Origin of the sequence: Streptomyces sp. NRRL S-646 (genome assembly GCF_000720765.1) — a bacterium.
GTDB lineage: Bacteria > Actinomycetota > Actinomycetes > Streptomycetales > Streptomycetaceae > Streptomyces.
This window is the reverse complement of the sequence record NZ_JODC01000021.1, coordinates 68,983-87,260: the sequence shown is the minus strand read 5'-3', so window position 1 is coordinate 87,260 and position 18,278 is coordinate 68,983. Positions and strand designations below refer to the sequence as shown.

Genomic DNA, 18,278 nt, shown 5'->3' with positions numbered 1-18,278 from the left:
CCTCAAGGGGCGGCGGGGCCTGTGAGGTACCGTCCCTGCTCGTCGTACGGCCAGACGTTGGGCACACAGCCGTGCATGCCCTTGATCTGCTGCATCATCGCCGGGGCCGGCTGTCCCGGGCCGGGACAGGTGACGTGGCCGTGTCCGAGGAAGTGGCCGACCTCGTGGTTGATGATCAGCGCGTGGTACGCGGTGACGTCCTTGGCGTAGACGGGGGTGGCGAGCAGCCAGCGTTCGAGGTTGACCATCACCTTGTGGTTGACGCTGCAGTTGTACCTGCCTTCGGTGTCCAGGCCCCCCTCGGCGCACGTCCTGTCCACCGTGCCGGGGGTCGCGACCCGTACGACGAAGTCGGTGGTGCCGCCGGAGACCCGCTGGAACGCCGAGTGGCCGTCGGCTGTCCAGCCTCGCGGGTCGGCGAAGATGCGCTCCACCTCCTTGGCGACGGAGGCGGAGGACAGGCCGACGTTGTCCTCGACCTCGACCCGATAGCGCAGTGCCGTGCCGGTGCCGGCCTTGGCGCTGCCGCCGGCCGCGGTGGTGAACGTGTCCGGCCCCGTAGCCGGGATCTTCGCAGCGGACGGGGTGGAGGCGCTGTGGGACGGGCTGGGCGAGCTCGGGGCGGGGCGGGGCGAGCGCGAGAGCTCGGAGCTCGACTTCGCGTGGGTGGTGGGTCGGGGCCGGTCGTTGTGTGCGTCGGCGGACGTCCAGCCCACGGCCGTGAAACCCGTGACGCTCAGGACGGTCAGCGCGGCCAGACCTCCCCACACTTTCGTCCTCGACCGACGGGCGACGGCGTGCGAAACACCGTTCCGGCGACGGCGGCTGGGCGAGCGAGTTGCTTTGTGCGCGGTCATGGTCGTTCAGGTTGTGATCGATATGTGATCGAACCTGGCCCGAGCAATAACGAAAAGATAACACCCTGTCGACGGCGCCAGCATATGATCATCCGGTAACAGAAACCCGGTGGGCCGGGGGAGATGCCGATACTGAGCCCATGCCGCGAGCTCTGCTGATCGAAGACGACCGTGCCGTGCGGGAGGGCGTCGCCCTCGCCCTGCGCCATCAGGGGCACGAGGTCGCCACCGCCGTGACGGGGGAGGAGGGGCTGGAGCTGGTGCGCTCCTTCCGGCCCGATGTCGTGGTGCTGGACCTGATGCTGCCCGGCATGCCCGGCCTGGACGTGTGCCGCGCGCTGCGCGCTCTCGACCAGACGCTGCCGATCATCATGGCCACCGCGCGGGGCGACGACGAGGACATCGTCGTAGGTCTGGAAGCCGGAGCCGACGACTACGTGGTCAAGCCCGTGCAGGCCCGGGTGCTGGAGGCACGCATCCGTGCAGTGCTGCGCCGGGTGGCCGGCACACCCGGCGACGCCGGCATACCCAAGCTCGACAGCTACGGGGACCTGACCGTCGACCGGGCCGGCTTCTCGGTCACCCTGAGGGGTGCGCCGGTGGCGCTCGCCGCCTCCGAACTGCGGCTCCTGATGACCCTGTCCGCCTCACCCGGCCAGGTGTTCAGCCGGCAGCAACTCCTGGAAGCAGTCTGGGAACACAGCTACCACGCGGACGCGCGCCTGGTGGACGCCTGCGTCAAACGGCTGCGCGCCAAGATGGGCGAACCCCGCTACATCGAGACGGTGCGTGGCTTCGGCTACCGGTTCGCCTCCCTGTGACGCGCACGCCGAAGGCCCGACGCGCGTTCGCGGAGCGCTTCCGGATGCCCCAACTGCGCGGTCTGCGCACCCGGTTGGTCATCGCGTTCGCGCTCGTCGCCGCGCTCACCGCGACGACCACCGGCGCCCTGAGCTTCCGCGAGGCGCGCACAGGTCTGCTCCAGCAGAGTCAGGACACGGTGATCGCGCAGCTGCGCGCCCAGGCGAACCGGCTCGCCCCCGAGCTCGTCGCGCCGCCGGACGAGGCCGAACTGCGGCGGTTCGCGGCCGCCATGGCCGCAACCGACCCCTCCGGGACCTGGCGTGTCATGGCCACCTACCGCGGTCTGAGCGCGACATCCTTCGCAGGCGACCGGTTCGAGGAACTCACACCGGCTCTGCGTAAGGCGGTGGACACCAGACTGGCCACCGTCTTCCAGCGGGTGAACAGCGGCGACCACACCGCGCTCGTCGTCGGCATGTCGGTCACCTTCGCCGGAGGCGTGGGCGACTCGGGCCTCCAGGTCTTCCTGATCGTGGCCCAGACCAAGGAACAGGCGTACGTGGACGCCTTGGTCAGCGCCATCGAACGGGCCACCGTGCCCGCCCTGGTGCTGGCCGTGCTACTGGCACTGCTCGCCGCGCGGGGGGTGCTGAGGCCGGTGCGGGCGCTGCGTGGCGCCACCCGCAGCATCGCCGAGGGGCGGCTGGACACCCGGCTCGCCGTCGACGGCTCCGACGAACTCGCCGATCTGTCGCACACGTTCAACGAGACGGCCGCCGCCCTGGAGGCGTCGGTGGCCGAACTGCGCGGCATGGAGGCCCGGGCCCGCCGGTTCGCCGCGGACGTCTCGCACGAACTGCGCACCCCGCTGGCCGCCATGTCCGCGGTCACCGACGTCCTCGACGAGGACGCCGCCCGCCTCGACCCGGACACCGCCACCGCGGTCCGGCTGATCAGTGAGGAGACCGTGAAGTTGGCCCGTCTGGTGGACGATCTGATGGAGATCTCCCGCTTCGACGCGGGCGCGGCAGTGCTGCACCTGGACGAGATCGACCTCGCCGAGTCGCTGCGGCGCACCCTCGCCGCCCGCGGCTGGACCGACCTGGTGGACGCCGAATTGCCGCCGCCCGACGCACTGCGCGGGCGCGTCGACCCCCGCCGCCTCGACGTCGTCGTGGCGAACCTGGTCGGCAATGCCCTGCGGCACGGCGCCCGCCCTGTCCTGTTGCGGCTGACCGAGTCAGGACGGTCCGCAGCGGAGCGCCTGGCGGTCATCGAGGTACTGGACAGCGGACCTGGCATCCCCGAGGTCGTGCTGCCCCATGTCTTCGAGCGCTTCTACAAGTCGGACGCCGCCCGCACCCGCACCGAGGGCAGCGGCCTCGGCCTGGCGATCACCGCTGAGAACGTCCGCGTGCACGGCGGCAGCGTGCGCGCCGCGAACCGGCCGGAGGGCGGCGCCGTCTTCACCGTCGAACTCCCGCTGCACAACGAGCAGTTGTCGCAAGGGCAGGCCGACGACGACGCATCGGCACGAGGGAGCAGACCATGAGGGCCGGACGCCGATCCGCATTCCTGATGTGGCTTCCGGCGCTGGGTGCGCTCGCCTCCTGCGGCATTCCCACGACCGGCGTGGTGGAGGCGGGTGGACCCGCGAGCGGGGTCGCGCCGACGCTGCGGGTCTACTTCGTGGCCGACGGGGCGCTGCGGGGAGTGGACCGGAGCATTGCCGGACCGGTCGATCCCGAGTCGGCCGTACGGGTGCTGTTGAAGGGGCCGACCCGGGCGGAACAGGCCGCGGGCCTGTACACAGTGCTGCCGCCCGTGGCGTCCATGATGTCCCGGGTGACGGTGACCTCCCACGACGGCGGGGTGAGCATCCGGCTGTCCGCCGGTCCGGGGGACTCGGATGACCTCGCCGCGGCGCAGCTCATCTGCACGACCGTCGCGGCGGAGCGCGTCACCGACCCGGGAGCCGACCCGCAGCCGGTGACCGTCACCGGGCCGGACGGGCTGGACATCCGGGGAACGGGAACACAATGCCCCGGCAGCCCGGGGGCGTAGTGGAGTCGGCGTCATGCGGCCGCAGTGCGCGGGGGAGACACCTGCAGTGGATTACTTGAGTTACGCAACAAGATGGTAAAGTGGATCGCATGTCCACTCCACCGCTCCCCGAGATCCCCGACACCCCCGCCTCGGACGAAGTGATCGAGATCGAGCGTGCGCTCACCCGCATCACCTACCTGAGCACGCGCGCCCGGCAGCACGACCGGCTGATGGCCCTGGCCGGTGTGCCGCTGGACCGGGCGGCCGTGGCGCTGCTGCGGCAGGTCGCCGATTCGGAGCCGCTGCGCCCGGGGGAGCTGGCCGCCCGGCTGGGAGTGGAGGCGTCCCACGTCACCCGCACCGTGCAGCAGCTGCAGAAGTCCGGCTACGTCACCCGCGTCCCGGACCCCGACGACCGACGCGCCCAGCGCATCGAGCTGACCGAGGCCGGACAGCAGGCCATTGACCGCATCCGTGAAGCCGGTTCGCGGGGCATGCAGGTGGCCCTGTCCCACTGGGAGCCGGAGGAACTGCGGCAGCTGGCCACCCTCTTCCACCGCATGGTCGACGACTTCCTCGCCGCCGCCGTCGAGGTGGAGGCGCAGGAGCAGACGCCCGCGTCGGCGGGTACCGCCTGATCCGACGGCGGCCTCACGCCGAGGTCTCGCGGAAGCGTCCGCGAGGGGGCCACCGCACGGCCGCCGACTCCACCGCCGCGGCGGGCTCCCGCAGACCGCACAGCAGGAGCCGCCCCAGGGCGGCCGGCACGATCGGCGGGACCAGGGCGGCCCGCAATGAGGTGGCGTCGGCAAGAGCCCCCAGGACAGGGGCGGCGAGCCCGCCGATGCTCACCGTCAGCCCCAGGGGTGACCCCGCTCGCCGTGATCGGTCGCCGCGGCAGGAAGTCCTGGCCGAGCGTGATGTGCAGCGCGAAGGGGACGTACAGTCGCCGTCATTTCCGCCGCGAGTTCGGCATGATCTTCCCGCAGTGGCGCACCCAGTCCCGGCTCTACCACGCCCTGCGCATGCTGGCCGACGGCGCACCCGTCACGACCGTCGCCCACCACTGCGACTGGTCCTCCACCAGCGCCTTCATCGACGTCTGCCGCCGCTCCTTCGGCTACACAAGGGAACCCACGACCGCCGCACGCAGGGCCCGACTTCCGGACCGGACCCGGCCACCCGAACCACCCCCTCTACCCTCGGGTAACATCCGGCAGCAGGTCATCAGAGGAGGAACCGTGCCACGGTCCGAACGCTCGCCCCTGCTGCTCGCCGGCCTGCTGGCCGCCGCGGGTGTCGCCCACTTCGCCTCGCCGCGCCAGTTCGACGAGACCATCCCACAGGCCCTGCCGGGCAGGCCCAGGACATGGACGTACGCCAGCGGCGCCGCCGAACTGGCCCTTGCAGCGGGCATCGCACTGCCCCGCACCCGCAAGCCCGCGGCCCTCGCCGCAGCCGCGTTCTTCGTCGGCGTGTTCCCCGCCAATGTGAAGATGGCCGTCGACTGGCGGCACCGCCCCACCCCGCAGAAGGCCGCGGCCATCGGACGGCTGCCGCTGCAGCTGCCCCTCGTGCTGTGGGCCCGCAGCGTCGCGAAGAACGGGGAGGGCCGGTAGGTGAGCGAGCGTGTGAACGTCGGCGACAAGATCGACGACTTCGAGCTGCCGGACGAGACCGGCACCACCCGAACCCTGTCCGAGCTGCTCGCCGACGGACCGATCGTGCTGTTCTTCTATCCCGCCGCCCTCACCGCGGGCTGCACCGCGGAGGCCTGCCACTTCCGTGACCTGGCGGCCGAGTTCGCGGCCGCCGGCGCCCGGCCCGTGGGCATCAGCGGTGACTCCGTCGAGAAACAGCAGGAGTTCACCGGCCGCCACAACCTCGGCATGCCGCTGCTGTCCGACGCGGACGGCACCATCCGCGAGCGGTTCGGCGTCAAGCGCGGCTTCACCCTGGCCCCCACCAAGCGGGTCACCTTCGTCATAGCGGAGGACCGCACCGTCCTGGAGATCGTCCGCAGCGAGCTGCGGATGAACACCCACGCCGACCGGGCCCTCGCCGCCCTGCGCGACCGAAAGTAGTGACAGCCGCGAAACGGAGGGCCCGCCCGGCCCTCCGTTTCGGTTGAAGCGGTGCGACAAAAGAACCATCCTGAACTCTATGGAGCACGCCCCCGCTGCGGCGATCGTCGATGCCCGGGGCATCGTGACCGGGTGGAGCGAAGGTGCCCGGAGGCTGACGGGATACCCGGCCGAGGAGGCCGTGGGCCGGGCTGTGCGGGATCTGCTCGCCGAGGACCCCTCGCCCGGCGCCGTGGCTGCGATGACCGGCACCGTCGTCCTCCGGCACCGTGACGGCTCCTCGGTGCCTCTCGCCCTTCGCGCATGCGCCGTGTCCGGTGGGGACGACTCACCCGACCGGTACGTGGTGACCGCCGAGCAGCCCGGCAGGCCGGAGCCGACGCTCGCCGGGCAGGCCTTCCAGCAGGCCTCCTTTTCGCTGTCCGTGTTCGACGCCGACCAGCGCTATCTGCGGCTCAACGACGCTTCCTGCCAGGTGATGGGGGTGCCCGCCGAGACCCTGATCGGCCGGTACTTCATGGACACCGTTCAGGACGTCGGGTACAACCGGGGATTTCTGCGGCATCTGGAGCAGGTCATCGAGACGGGCAGGCCGGTCCGATACGAGAGCTACGCGCACGCGCCGTCCTCGAACCGGGAGCACGCCTGGACCACCGAGATGTGGCCGGTCCGGGACGCCGACGGCAATGTCATCGGAACCGGCATGGCCGCCTTCGACAGCACCGAGCAGTACTGGGCCCGGGAGCGGCTGGCGCTGCTGAACGAGGCGGCGGCCTCCATCGGCACGACACTGGACGTGGTGCGCACCGCGGAGGAACTCATCGAACTGATGGTGCCCGGCTACGCCGACTTCGCCAGCGTCGACCTCCTCGAATGGGTCCTCGGCGCCGACGAGCATCCCGAGTTGCCGGGGAGAGACATCGTGCTGCGCCGTGTCGCCCACGGCTCGGTCACCGAGGGCACGCCCGAAGCCGCCGTGCATGTGGGCGACACCGATTTCTACCCGTCGTTCTCACCGCCTGCGAAGGCGTTGCGCGCCGGGCGGGCAGTCCTCAGCCACGCGGGTGAGCCGGACTTCATGCGCTGGGTCGCCGAACGCAACGCGCGGGCCCCCGCGGGCCGCCCCCACCGCAGGGGCGTGCACTCGATGCTCGCCGTACCCCTGCGGGCCCGCGGCACCACCCTGGGAGTCGCGGTCGCCGTCCGCATCGCGAATTCGGACGACTACGGCGGCGACGACGCCGTCCTCGCCGAGGAACTGGCCAGCCGCGCCGCCGTCTGCATCGACAACGCCCGCCGCTTCTGCCGCGAACGCACCACCGCACTGGCCCTGCAGAACAGCCTGCTGCCCAGAGGGCTGCCCGGGCAGGCGGCGGTCGAGGTGGCCCACCGCTATCTGCCCTCCGATTCACTGGTCGGCATCGGGGGCGACTGGTTCGACGTGATCCCACTCTCCGGCAGCCGCGTCGCCCTGGTCGTCGGCGACGTGGTGGGACACGGCATCCCCTCCTCGGCGACCATGGGACGCCTCTGCACCGCCGTACGCACCCTCGCGGACGTGGACCTGCCGCCGGACGAACTCCTCACCCACCTGGACGACCTCGTCACCCACCTGGCGTCGGACGACACCGGCGACGAGGTCGCTGAGCTCGGCGCCACCTGTCTCTACGCCGTCTACGACCCCGTCTCGCGCTGCCTCACCCTCGCCGCAGCCGGCCATCCACCGCCCGCCCTGCTGCTGCCCGACGGCACCGCGAGCCTCGTCCCCATGACGGCAGGACCCCCGCTGGGCGTAGGCGGACTGCCGTTCGAGTCGACGGAGCTGGAACTGCCCGAGGGCTCCGTCGTCGCCCTGTACACGGACGGCCTGATCGAGGACCGCGACCGCGACGTCGACCACGCGCAGGCCGAACTGTGCCGCGCACTGACCGCCCGCGCCGACACTCTCGACACGCTGTGCGACACGGTCCTCAAGGCCGTGCTGCCGGAGGAGCCCAGTGACGACGTGGCCCTGCTGGTGGCCCGCACCCGGGCGCTGGGCGAGGACCGGGTCGCCACCTGGGACATCACCCCTGATCCGGAACGCGTGGCCGCGGCCCGGCAGGCGGCCACCGAGCAGCTGACCGCCTGGGGACTGGACGAGGCCGCCTTCGTCACGGAACTGGTCGTCAGCGAGCTGGTCACCAACGCGATCCGGTACGGCGCGCCTCCCGTGCAGCTGCGGCTGATCCGCGACCGCAGCCTCATCTGCGAGGTCTCCGACGGCAGTTCCACCTCACCGCATCTGCGCCGGGCCCACGCCTTCGACGAGGGCGGCCGCGGACTGCTGCTGGTCGCCCAGCTCACCCAGCGCTGGGGCAGCCGCCAGACGGGCCGCGGGAAGACCATCTGGGCCGAACAGACGCTCCCCCCGGTCTGATCACTGGAAGGAGCAGCCCGGGTTGGGCACGTCCTCCGAGTACGGCGAGCCGTGCGGAAGGACGTACAGCACGTCGAGGACGAGCGGGGTGTCACCCTCGTTGCGTCCGAGGTGGACGTCGCTCGGCCCGCCCGGCTCGCGGACGGTGGTGCCGGTCTTGTACACGCCGTCCTCGGCACAGTCCGAGTGGTAGTGGCTGAGCGTGCCCTGCTGGACGAAGCCGTAGACCGGGCCGTCGTGGTAGTGCCAGCCGGTGGCCTGCCCGGGCGGGACGGTGATCTCCCGTATGACGTAGTCGGTGTTCCCGATGGTGGTGGTGCTGATCAGCTTGGCGGTCACTCCCGGTCCGGGAGGAGTGGCGCCGGCGGTGCCGCAGGTCAGGACGGTGCCGGCGACGACAGCGCCGACGACGGCGGTACGGAGCGCGTTGCGCATGCGGAAAGGCCTCCCGGGACGAGGGACGAAGATCGAGTACCGCCGTGAACATAGAGGCACAGATGGCCTGTTGGGGCCGGAACGAGCCAATCCGCCTTGGAACTCCTCAAGTTGCTCCGGGTTCCCTCTGTCGGACGCAGCGGAGAGCGGTAGGTCAGTGCGTGGCGCAAGCGGGGACTTCCGGGTCCTCAGCGGCAGTCGGGTGAGGTCCGCTCCCTCCAGTGCGAGCAGGTCGAACACGTAACACGTCACCGCGACACCGCTCGCCTCGATGTCCCCTCGGCGCGTCAGGCCCATGCGCTGCCGGAGCCGGGCGAAGTCGGTGCGGCCCCGGGTGAACGCGACGACCTCCCCGTCCACGGTGAAGTCCCCGCGGGACTGGGCGGCCGGCGCCGCCACGATCTCCGGGTACGTGTAGTTCAGGCGACGTTCCGTCCGCGACAGCAGCGTGACCGGCTCGCCGTCCCGCACCGCCGGCAGGCGTACGCCGTCCAGCTTGCGTTCGAAGATCCACCCGCTGTCGAAGTCCCGGCGGTCACTGAGTGTGGCGAGCATCGGACGGGCCGCGAGTTCCGCACCCGGGCGCGCCTTGTGCGGCAGCCTGCGCTGATCGTCGGGAGGGAGTCCAGGATGCCGGGCACCGCGGGTCACTGCTCTCCGGCAGCCGCCGCGACCTGGGCGAGCGTACGGCCACTGCTGACCGAGCGGGCCCGCCGCGGATCCGGCGTCCCGTGCCCGTGGGACTTCCCGCCGCCGGCCTTGACCAGCAGCCACGCCTCCTCGCTGTCACCGTCCTTGCCGCCGCGGAACCGCGTGAGCGCATACTCGCCGTGCAGCTTCGACCCCTTGAGCCGGAAGCGTGCATGCCCGTGCTCCAGCGACTCCTCGAAGCCGACGGGCCTGCCCTTGCGGTCGTGGCTCAGCGGTTCATAGCTGCCGTGGTCCCACACGATCACGGTGCCGCCGCCGTACTCGCCCTCCGGGATCACGCCCTCGAACTCCTCGTACTCCAGCGGATGGTCCTCCGTGGGCACGGCGAGCCGCTTGTCCTGCGGATCGTCGGAGGGACCCTTCGGGATCGACCACGACTTCAGCACGTCGCCGACCTGCAGCCGGAAGTCGAAGTGCATGGTGCTGGCGTCATGGATCTGCACGACGAACCGGGGTTCCTCGCCCGAGGACGCGGATCCCCCGCGAGGCTCCTCGGTCCGCCCGAAGTCGCGCTTGCGGTGATAGTCCCGCAGCCGGTTCTGCTCGGCCACCTCCGGCTCCTTCCGTGCGCCCTGTCCCCGTGGGCCCCCGAGTACCCGGCCGACGGCTCAGAACTCCTCGTGCACCTCCGGGTCCCCGCCGACGCGCCGGTGGGCGCGGTCGCCGACGGCCCGCAGCTGGTCCTGGTCCAGCTCGAAGCCGAAGACGTCGAGGTTGGCGCGCTGCCGGTCGGGGTCGGACGACTTCGGGATGGGCACCGCGCCCAGCTGGGTGTGCCAGCGCAGGACGACCTGCCCCGGTGTCACCCCGAGCGCGTCGGCCACACCGGTGACGGCGGGGTCGTCCAGCAGGTCCGTGCCCCGGCCGAGCGGGCTCCAGCTCTCGGTGAGGATGCCCTTGGCCGCGTGGAAGGCGCGCAGCTCGTCCTGCGGGAAGAACGGATGCAGCTCGATCTGGTTGACGGAGGGCAGCACCCCGGTCTCCTTCTCCAGCCGCTCGATGTGCTCGGCCGTGAAGTTGGAGACGCCGATGGAGCGCACCAGGCCGTCCTCCCGGAGCCTGACCATGGCGCGCCACGAGTCGACGTACTTGTCGACGCGGGGCAGCGGCCAGTGGATCAGGTACAGGTCGACGTACTCCAGGGCGAGCCGGCGGCGGGACTCCTCGAAGGAGGCGAGGGTCTCCTCGTATCCGTGATGGCGGCCCGGGAGCTTCGTCGTGACCACGACCTCCTCGCGGGGGACGCCGCTGCGGGCGACGCCGAGGCCGACTCCGGACTCGTTGCGGTAGTTGGTGGCCGTGTCGACCAGGCGGTAACCCAGGCCCAGGGCCTCGGACACGGCGCGTTCCGCCTCCGCGTCGCTCATCGGCCAGGTGCCCAGGCCGATGGCGGGGAGTTTCGTGCCGTCGTTGAGCGTGTGCGTCGGGATGCTGACCACGGTGGGACCTTTCCCTCGACTGTGCCGGAGCTCCAGCGTCACGGATAGGGTGAGGCCTGATCAAACGCACAGGTGGGGATGAGGGCGGCGCACTGCATGGGTGGCACCGAGGAGAAGCAGGCGGCGGGATCCGGGCGCCCCACGTCACGGGACGTCGCCCGGCTCGCGGGCGTGTCGCACACCGCGGTCTCCTTCGTGTTCAACGGCCGCGCCGAGGGCAACCTCTCGCCCGCCACCCAGGAACGCATCCGCCAGGCCGCCGCCCAGCTCGGCTACCGCCCCGATCCCGTCGCCCGCGGCCTGCGCCGCCGCCGTACCGCCGTGATCGGCCTGATCACCGACGAGATCGCCTCCTCGCCCTTCGCGGGCCGGCTGCTGCGCGGCGCCATGGAGACCGCCTGGGGCAGCGAACACCTCGTGCTGACCGTCGACTCCGGCGGCGACCGGGCCAAGGAGGACGCCGCCGTCGCCGAACTCCTCGACCGCCGCGTGGACGGCATCATCTACGCCGCCATGTCGCTGCGCCGGGTCCGCGTCCCCGAGGGCCTGCACCGCACCCACTCCGTCCTCGCCAACTGCCTGCCCGAGGACGACTCCCTGCCCGCCGTCATCCCCGCCGAGCGCGCCGGGGGCCGTACCGCCGCCCGGCTGCTGCTGGAGGAAGGCCACCGCAAGGTCGCCATGATCGGCGGCCACGACGACATCGCGTCGGTGGAGCGGCTGCGCGGCTTCCGGGACGCGCTGCGCGCCGAGGGGATCACCGTGCCCAAGGAGTGGGTCGTGCGCAGCGGCGGCGAGATCTCCGGCGGGTACGAGGGCGCGCTGCGCATCCTCGACGGCGTCTCGGCCGACCGGCGCCCGACCGGCGTCTTCTGCTACAACGACCGGGTCGCGGCGGGCGTCCTGCACGCCGCGACCCGTCTTGGCATCGCCGTCCCCGGCGACCTCTCGGTGGTCGGCTACGACGACCAGGAGCACATGGCCGCGTTCCTCTCCCCGCCCCTGACCACGGTCGCGCTGCCGCACCGGGCGATGGGTGAGGCGGCCGCCCGGCTGCTGCTGGATGCCATCGACACGGGTCGGACGCCGCCGGCGACGGTGCGGCGCCTGGCCTGCCCGGTGATCACTCGGGCGTCGGTGGGACCAGTTCCCACCCGGTGACGGCGTCCGCGTTCCCCGTCACCACCAGCTCGGGCACATCGCCCGGGCGCAGATAGACCCGCTCGGTGACGGTGACCCGGTCGTCGACGAACAGCTCGAGCAGTGAACCGTCGACGAGCACACGGATCTGCCGGGCGGGGGCCCGCACCACGATCGGCGCCGACCCGTCGGGCCGGGTCCGGGGCCAGTCGCCGCGGTCCAGTGTCACGGTGCCCTCGTCCGGGTCCAGCCGGACCATGAGCCGCGCGCCGGCGGCCGACCGCAGCAGCCCCACGGTGGTCCGACCGCGTGCGGTGACGGTCAGGTCGTACGCCGGAGGGAGCGGAATCCGTGCGGGTGCGGTGACGAACGGCTCGGCCGCGCGCAGGAGTTGGAGCTCCGGTGCCGGTACGACACGCAGCGCGCCGTCCGGATGGACGTCCACGACGCGTGGCGCGGTGAGCACCCCGGCCCAGCCGGCGCGCTCGACCTCGCTCTGCGTGCGGGCCTCCCAGGACCAGCCCCACATCAGGGCCCGGTCCGGCTCCTGGAGCACGGCAGGCGCGTAGAAGTCCCGCCCGTGGTCGAGCCGTCCGCCGGACCGCGCCTCGAAACGCAACTCGTCTTCTCGGTAAGGCTGCAGACGCCCCGTCAGGTAGCCGGTGGAACACGGATCGCCGTCCCACAGCGACAGGACGAGCACCCACTGCCCGCTTGCCGTGGCGTACAGCTGAGGGCACTCCCAGCCGACCGCCTCGTCCCCGAACACCTCAGCCGCAACGGGGTCGTTGCCGTCGAGGAGCACCCCGGCGAAGCGCCAGTCGAGCAGGTCGCTGCAGTCGTAGAGCAGGACCGAGGGGGTCCCGTCCGCGTGACCCGCACCGATCAGCGCCCACCGCCGTCCGCCGTGGCGGAACACGAACGGGTCGCGGAACATCACCACGTCCAGACCGGCGGGCGGGCCGGTCACCACCGGTGTCGGCAGCGGCTTCCAGTCGGTCAGCGTCTCGTCGTCCGGCACCACAGCCCGCGCCAGACAGACGGTGCCCAGGCCGGTGTGGTGACGGTCGACGCCGGTGTACACGGCGGTGGGCACTCCGTCGTCGTCGACCACGCAGCCGGACCAGCAGCCCGCCTCGTCCGGGCCGCCGGGCGTCGGGGCGAGCGCGACCGGATGGTGCTCCCAGTGCGCGAGGTCGGCGCTGGAGGCGTGTCCCCAGTGGACGTTCGCGTGCACCGGTGCGTCAGGGTTGTGCTGGTAGAAGAGGTGGTAGCGGTCCCGCCAACGGAACGGCCCGTTCGGGTCGTTGATCCACTGTGCGGGCGGTCGGACCCTGAAGCGCGGGGCGTTGGGGTCGTGGCTCAACGATTGACTCCTGCGGACGTGATGCCCTCGCGCAGAGGGCGCTGGCCGACGACGAACACGGCGACGGCGGGGAGCATGGAGAGGACGACACCGGCGAGGACCACCGAGATGGAGCCGGTGCCAAGGTTGCCCTGGAGGGAGACCAGGCCCAGCGGCAGCGTGTAGTTCTGCCCGGAGGTCTCCAGGATCAGCGGCCGGAAGAACTCGTTCCAGTGGTAGTTGAAGGCCAGCACGCCGACGATGGCGAGGCCGGGCGCGGCCAGCGGCGCGTACACGGAGCGGAAGATCCGCCAGGGCCCGGCACCGTCCAGCATGGCCGCTTCGCCCAGATCCTTCGGCATTCCCAGGAAGTACTGGCGCATCAGGAAGGTGCCGAACGCGGTCGGGAAGGCCGGAATGATCAGACCGAGCAGGGTGTCGGTCAGGCCCATCGACTTCAGCACGAGGAACACCGGCACGATGGTCACCTGCAACGGCACCATCATCGTCGCCAGCACCAGCCCGAACAGGGGCTTCTTGAAACGGAATTCGAGGCGCGCGAACGCGTACCCGGCAAGACCCGCCGTGACCATCTGGCCGACCGCGATCAGCGCGGTCACCAGCGTCGAGTTCAGGGCGAGCAGCCACACGTCGATCTGGTCGAACACCCCGCGGTAGGCCTCGGCCGTCGGATGCGTCGGGATGATCTTCGGGGGCAGGTCGAAGGACTGGGCCGGGGTGCGCAGCGAGGTCGACACGGTCCAGATGACCGGGCCGAGGGTCAGCAGCGCGCACACCGCCAGGGCGGTGATCCGCGCCCACGGCCCGAGGGAGTACCGGGCACGGCTCAGGGAAGCGGTTGCTTGGCTCAAAGGACTCACCCGGCTCACTCGTAGTGGACGAAACGCCGGCTGAGCCGGAACTGCAGGGCGGTCACCGCCATGATCAGCACGAACAGCAGCACGCCCACCGCGGACGCCTCGCCGAAGCGCAGCTGCTCGAATGCCGTCTCGTAGATGACCATCACGACGGTGCGGGTGGAGTCGCCGGGCCCGCCGTTGGTCAGCACATACGGCTGCTCGAAGACCTGCAGGGCGTTGATGACGCCGACCACGGTCGCCACCAGCAGCGTCGGCGACAGCAGCGGCAGCGTCACATGCAGGTGCTTGCGCAAGCCGGTCGCACCGTCCAGGGAGGCGGCCTCGTGGACCTCCTTGGGGATGTTGTTCAGTCCGCCGATGAACAGCAGGAACGAGAAGCCGAACTGCTGCCAGACATAGACGATGATCACGGTCGCGAGTGCCGCGTGCTCCGAGGTCAGCCAGGGCACCGGCGAGATGCCGACGAGCCCGATCAGCCAGTTCACCACCCCGAAGTCCTGGTTGAACAGGTACTTCATCACCACGGAGATCGACGCGGCGGACAGCACCAGCGGGAAGAAGAACGCCGAGCGGAACACCGAGCGCAGCCACACCGGCATCCGCCCGTTGAGGGTCAGCGCCAGCGCGAGGGCGATCAGCAGCTGCGCGGCGACCGCGAAGACCATGAACACGAGCGTGTTGAGGAAGGACACCCGCACGGTCGAGTCGGTGAAGATCTCACGGTAGTTCGCCATCCCCGCGAAGCTCGGCGAATCGATCACGTTCCAGTGGAAAAGGCTCAGCACCACCGAGCCGACGATCGGCACGACCGTGAACACGACGATGCCGACGATGGTGGGCGCGAGGAAGAGGGCGGCGAGCAGCCGGGTGCCGCGGGTGCGCAGGGGCGAGGGCCGCGAGACGTCTACGGCCGGTGTGGCGGCCCGCGGCCGTACGGCGGGAACCTGGGTGTTCGTCATGCGTCACGCTCCATGGCCTTCTCCAGGTCGCCCTGCATCCGGCGCAGTGCGGGGCGCACCGAGCGCGGGGAGGCAAGAGCGGTGCCGGTGTGCTTGAGCAGCACCTCGGTCACCTCGGCGACCTGCGGCGGGGCGGGGATCGGCCCGGTGTCGGGGAACTTGTCGAGGGTGTCGTAGAAGACCTGCCAGTGCTTCGGGCCGCTCTCCTGGTAGCGGGCGGCGGTCAGCATCGAGCGGCGCGCCGGCGTGGTCTGGTTGGTGTCGAACAGCCGCATCAGGGTGTCCCGGCGGGCGGCGTACTTGATGAACTCCCAGGCCTCGTCCTGCCTCTTGGAGGTGCGCAGCAGCGCATAGCCCGCCGCGCCGAACTGGTGGCGCTGGGTGCGCCAGCGCGGGAAGTACTGCACGTCGAAGCCGTCCGCCTGCATCCCGGCCAGATGCAGGCCGCCGGCCCAGAAGCCGCCCGCCGGTGTGACGCCGACCCGGCCGGTGGAGAACACGCCGACGAGGTTCTGGCCGTTGCCGCCCTCGGGGCGGGTGCACAGGCCCTCCTGGATCAGGGAGGCGAGATAGTCGTACGCCTCCTCCACGCGGCCGGCGGTGGCCTGCGGAGTCGTCCACCGGAAGCCGCCGCCGCGGCCCTGCCGCCGGGCGGCCGGATAGAAGGAGTCCCACAGCCATGCACCGCCCGGCGCCTTGGACTCCGTGAGCAGGTTGGTGCCGGCCGCGAAGAGCCAGGGCACCACGCCGCCCCACAGCCGGTTGGTCCAGAAGTACGGCGTGAACTGCGAGCCACTCGACTTCTTCATGGCTCGCAGCAACGTGGTGAAGTCGTCGCGGGTCCAGTCGGGAGCCGGGAAGTCCGCGCCCGCCCGCTCGAGCACCTGCCGGTTCAGATACATGTCGGCCGCGTTGAACTCGACCGGCAGCTGGTAGAGGCTCCCCTCGTACATCATCGACTCCACCAGCGAGGGGTGGACGTCGGCGAAGTACTCCTTCAGCTCGGCCGCGTCCCGTTGCACATAGTGGTCCAGTGCGACCCCGAGGCTCTTGGCGAACAGCTGCACGCCCTCGGTGGCGACGTAGACGAGGTCGGGTGCGGTGCCCGCCGCGATCTGGGTGAGGATCTTCGCGAAGAAGTCCGACCAGTCGACGGCCTGCACCGCGTTGATGCGGAGCTTGATGTCGGGGTGCACTTTCCGGAAACCCTCGGTGAGGGCGCGGATGGCCTCCGGGCCGTAGGCGGGGCCGAGGGTGGCGACGACGAGGGAGCCGTCGTCGCGGCCGGGGATGTCGGCTCCGGTCAGCCGGTCCCAGCTCGCGGCGGTGCCTGCCAGCGCGGCGGCCCCCGCTCCGTAGGCGCCGTACCGCAGCAGCGTGCGGCGGGTGACGTGCGGGTTGGTCATCCAACATGCCTAACTCGTGTTAGATCAGGGTTGATGCCCCAGATGATGTGAAGCCCGCCACGGACCTGTCAAGGGTCGTGCACCCCTTGACCTTTAACGAGTTAGGTCGCACAGTCCTGCACCACATGAGCCGCCGTTCTCCACTCGACGACGAGAGGAACGAAGAGTGATGCGTGGGATGTCCCGGAGAGCCCTGCTGGCCGGCACCACTGCCGGGGGAGCCGCCGTGCTGCTTCCTGCAGCACGGGCCACCGCCAAACCCAAAGCGACCAGGTCGAGTTGCGCGAGTTACCGCGCCGCCTACCACTTCACGGTCCCCGACGCCTGGAAGAACGATCCCCAGCGCCCGGTCTGGATCGACGGCGAGTACCACTACTACTACCTCTACAACGCCGACTATTTCAGCGGCGTCGTGGGCACTGCCTGGCGCCTGGCCACCACCACCGACCTGGTCTCCTTCACCGACCGCGGCGTCGCCGTGCCGAAGGACACCACCCCGAACGGCGACGTCTGGTCGGGCTCGGCGGTGGTGGACACGGACAACACGGCAGGCTTCGGCGCCGGCGCGGTGATCGTCATCGCCACCCTGTCGCCCGGCGGCGGAACCGACCACCAGGAGCAGTTCCTGTACTACTCCACCGACGGCGGCCGCACCTTCACCAACCACGGCACCGACCCGGTCCTGCCCAACCCCGGCGTCACCGACTTCCGCGATCCCAAGCTGATCCGCGACGAGGACCGCGACCGCTGGGTGATGGCCCTCGCCGAGGGCACCAAGGTGGGCTTCTACCACTCCGCCGACCTCAAGTCCTGGACGTACGCCGGAGGATTCATCAAGGACGGGATCGGCACGCTGGAGTGTCCCGACCTGTTCCGCATCACCGCCGAGGACGGCACCGTGAAGTGGGTGCTGGGCGTCAGCGCCAACGGCAAGAGCTCGGGGCTGCCCAACACGTACGCGTACTGGACGGGTTCCTTCGACGGCAGCGCCTTCACCGCCGACGCCGCCGACCCGCAATGGCTCGACCGCGGCTGGGACTGGTACGGCGCCGTCACCTTCGAGAAGCGGAACGCAAACGGCACGCAAGACCCCGGCGCACGCTACGCGATCGGCTGGCTGAACAACTGGGACTACGCGAACACCACACCCACCATCGACTGCGACGGCTTCAACGGCACTGACTCGATCGTCCGCGAGCTCACCCTGAAGCGTGACTCCGTCGGCACCTACTACCTGGCCTCCCGGCCCGTCGCCGCCCTCGACGCGTACGTCTCCCGCACGGTGGACCTGGGCGACGTGACCGTGGACGGTACCAAGGTGCTCGACTACACGGGCATCTCCTACGAGATCACGACCGAGATCACCTGGAACCAACTCACCGGCGCCGGACTCCAGTTGCGCCGCTCACCCGACGGCGGGCGCCACATCGACGCCGGCATCTACAACGACTACGCCTTCCTCAACCGCCGCACCACCGTCAACCCCGACACCTCCGGCAAGTGGCAGGAGAGCCACACCCCGTTCAGCCCTGCGGCGCGCACGGTGAAGCTGCGCATCCTGGTGGACCGCACGTCCGTGGAGATGTACATCGACGACGGCCGGTACGTGCACTCCAGCGAGGTGTTCCCGTACTTGGTCGATACGGGCCTTGCGCTGTTCACGATCGACGGGACGGCGGTGTTCCGCAACACCGTCGTACGGGAGTTCAGCGTCTGAGGACGGCCGTCCCGCGCCGCGGAAAACGCTTTGGA

The 18,278-nt window shown here is 70.8% G+C and carries 17 protein-coding genes and 3 pseudogenes; 10 read left to right on the top strand and 10 right to left on the bottom strand.

Annotated features, from left to right (window positions below):
• Positions 1–2: 2 nt before the first annotated feature.
• Positions 3–770, bottom strand: coding sequence for a DUF3152 domain-containing protein (locus IH68_RS0141105; protein ID WP_234341759.1), 768 nt, complete (start codon positions 768–770; stop codon positions 3–5).
• A gap of 227 nt (positions 771–997) precedes the next feature.
• Here IH68_RS0141105 and IH68_RS0141100 point away from each other — a divergent pair, with 227 nt between their 5' ends.
• The 4 genes from IH68_RS0141100 to IH68_RS0141085 all read left to right on the top strand — a co-directional run bounded on the left by IH68_RS0141100 (position 998) and on the right by IH68_RS0141085 (position 4,345).
• Positions 998–1,678, top strand: coding sequence for a response regulator transcription factor (locus IH68_RS0141100; protein ID WP_030946511.1), 681 nt, complete (start codon positions 998–1,000; stop codon positions 1,676–1,678).
• Positions 1,679–1,722: 44 nt separating this feature from the next.
• The gene (locus IH68_RS0141095) at positions 1,723–3,213 is read left to right on the top strand and encodes a sensor histidine kinase (RefSeq protein ID WP_030946509.1); all 1,491 of its coding nucleotides are present in this window, start codon (positions 1,723–1,725) and stop codon (positions 3,211–3,213) included.
• Positions 3,210–3,725 (top strand): hypothetical protein, encoded by a 516-nt coding sequence (locus tag IH68_RS52105; RefSeq protein WP_159403821.1) that lies wholly within the window; start codon positions 3,210–3,212, stop codon positions 3,723–3,725. Before IH68_RS0141095 ends, IH68_RS52105 begins: the two co-directional genes overlap by 4 nt.
• 89 nt (positions 3,726–3,814) lie before the next feature.
• The gene (locus IH68_RS0141085) at positions 3,815–4,345 is read left to right on the top strand and encodes a MarR family winged helix-turn-helix transcriptional regulator (protein WP_030946504.1); all 531 of its coding nucleotides are present in this window, start codon (positions 3,815–3,817) and stop codon (positions 4,343–4,345) included.
• A gap of 13 nt (positions 4,346–4,358) precedes the next feature.
• Here IH68_RS0141085 and IH68_RS56745 read toward each other — a convergent pair.
• Positions 4,359–4,653 (bottom strand): annotated as a pseudogene (locus IH68_RS56745) (MFS transporter); the annotation flags it as partial.
• Positions 4,654–4,657: 4 nt separating this feature from the next.
• Between IH68_RS56745 and IH68_RS57410 the strand changes: the two are divergent.
• From IH68_RS57410 to IH68_RS0141065, 4 genes and pseudogenes are all read left to right on the top strand, one after another.
• Positions 4,658–4,917 (top strand): annotated as a pseudogene (locus tag IH68_RS57410) (helix-turn-helix domain-containing protein); the annotation flags it as partial.
• Positions 4,918–4,948: 31 nt separating this feature from the next.
• Positions 4,949–5,326 carry a DoxX family protein gene (locus IH68_RS57405; protein ID WP_030946497.1) on the top strand — a complete coding sequence of 126 codons (378 nt, stop codon included), beginning with the start codon at positions 4,949–4,951 and terminating at the stop codon, positions 5,324–5,326.
• On the top strand, positions 5,327–5,791 hold the full coding sequence (locus IH68_RS0141070; RefSeq protein WP_030946494.1) for a peroxiredoxin: 465 nt from the start codon (positions 5,327–5,329) through the stop codon (positions 5,789–5,791).
• Positions 5,792–5,858: 67 nt separating this feature from the next.
• Positions 5,859–8,210, top strand: a complete 2,352-nt coding sequence (locus tag IH68_RS0141065; protein WP_267883779.1) for a SpoIIE family protein phosphatase — start codon at positions 5,859–5,861, stop codon at positions 8,208–8,210.
• Here IH68_RS0141065 and IH68_RS0141060 read toward each other — a convergent pair whose 3' ends face one another.
• The 4 genes and pseudogenes from IH68_RS0141060 to IH68_RS0141050 form a co-directional block, all read right to left on the bottom strand.
• Positions 8,211–8,645 carry a cupin domain-containing protein gene (locus IH68_RS0141060; protein WP_030946488.1) on the bottom strand — a complete coding sequence of 145 codons (435 nt, stop codon included), beginning with the start codon at positions 8,643–8,645 and terminating at the stop codon, positions 8,211–8,213.
• A gap of 228 nt (positions 8,646–8,873) precedes the next feature.
• Positions 8,874–9,200 (bottom strand): annotated as a pseudogene (locus tag IH68_RS55785) (ATP-dependent DNA ligase); the annotation flags it as partial.
• 92 nt (positions 9,201–9,292) lie between these two features.
• On the bottom strand, positions 9,293–9,907 hold the full coding sequence (locus tag IH68_RS0141055) for a DNA polymerase ligase N-terminal domain-containing protein (protein WP_030946485.1): 615 nt from the start codon (positions 9,905–9,907) through the stop codon (positions 9,293–9,295).
• Between the two features lie 57 nt (positions 9,908–9,964).
• Entirely contained in the window at positions 9,965–10,795 is an 831-nt protein-coding gene (locus IH68_RS0141050) for an aldo/keto reductase (RefSeq protein WP_030946482.1), read from the bottom strand.
• 96 nt (positions 10,796–10,891) lie between these two features.
• Here IH68_RS0141050 and IH68_RS0141045 point away from each other — a divergent pair, with 96 nt between their 5' ends.
• Complete coding sequence (locus IH68_RS0141045; protein WP_030946480.1) at positions 10,892–11,956, top strand: LacI family DNA-binding transcriptional regulator; 1,065 nt, start codon at positions 10,892–10,894, stop codon at positions 11,954–11,956.
• Here the strand turns inward: IH68_RS0141045 and IH68_RS0141040 are convergent.
• The 4 genes from IH68_RS0141040 to IH68_RS0141025 are packed head-to-tail and all read right to left on the bottom strand — an operon-like array spanning position 11,919 to position 16,526.
• A complete protein-coding gene (locus IH68_RS0141040; RefSeq protein ID WP_030946477.1) occupies positions 11,919–13,301 on the bottom strand; it encodes a glycoside hydrolase family 32 protein in 1,383 nt (460 codons plus the stop codon). The two genes, IH68_RS0141045 and IH68_RS0141040, sit on opposite strands and share 38 nt — an antisense overlap.
• Positions 13,298–14,152, bottom strand: a complete 855-nt coding sequence (locus IH68_RS0141035; RefSeq protein WP_030946474.1) for a carbohydrate ABC transporter permease — start codon at positions 14,150–14,152, stop codon at positions 13,298–13,300. Before IH68_RS0141035 ends, IH68_RS0141040 begins: the two co-directional genes overlap by 4 nt.
• A 14-nt stretch (positions 14,153–14,166) precedes the next feature.
• Positions 14,167–15,120, bottom strand: coding sequence for a carbohydrate ABC transporter permease (locus IH68_RS0141030; protein ID WP_030946473.1), 954 nt, complete (start codon positions 15,118–15,120; stop codon positions 14,167–14,169).
• Positions 15,117–16,526, bottom strand: a complete 1,410-nt coding sequence (locus tag IH68_RS0141025; RefSeq protein ID WP_030946471.1) for an extracellular solute-binding protein — start codon at positions 16,524–16,526, stop codon at positions 15,117–15,119. The genes IH68_RS0141030 and IH68_RS0141025 overlap by 4 nt, the downstream gene beginning before the upstream one ends.
• Before the next feature lie 169 nt (positions 16,527–16,695).
• On the opposite strand from IH68_RS0141025, the gene IH68_RS0141020 reads away from it, so the two are divergent.
• Entirely contained in the window at positions 16,696–18,243 is a 1,548-nt protein-coding gene (locus tag IH68_RS0141020) for a glycoside hydrolase family 32 protein (protein ID WP_030946468.1), read from the top strand.
• Positions 18,244–18,278: the final 35 nt, after the last annotated feature.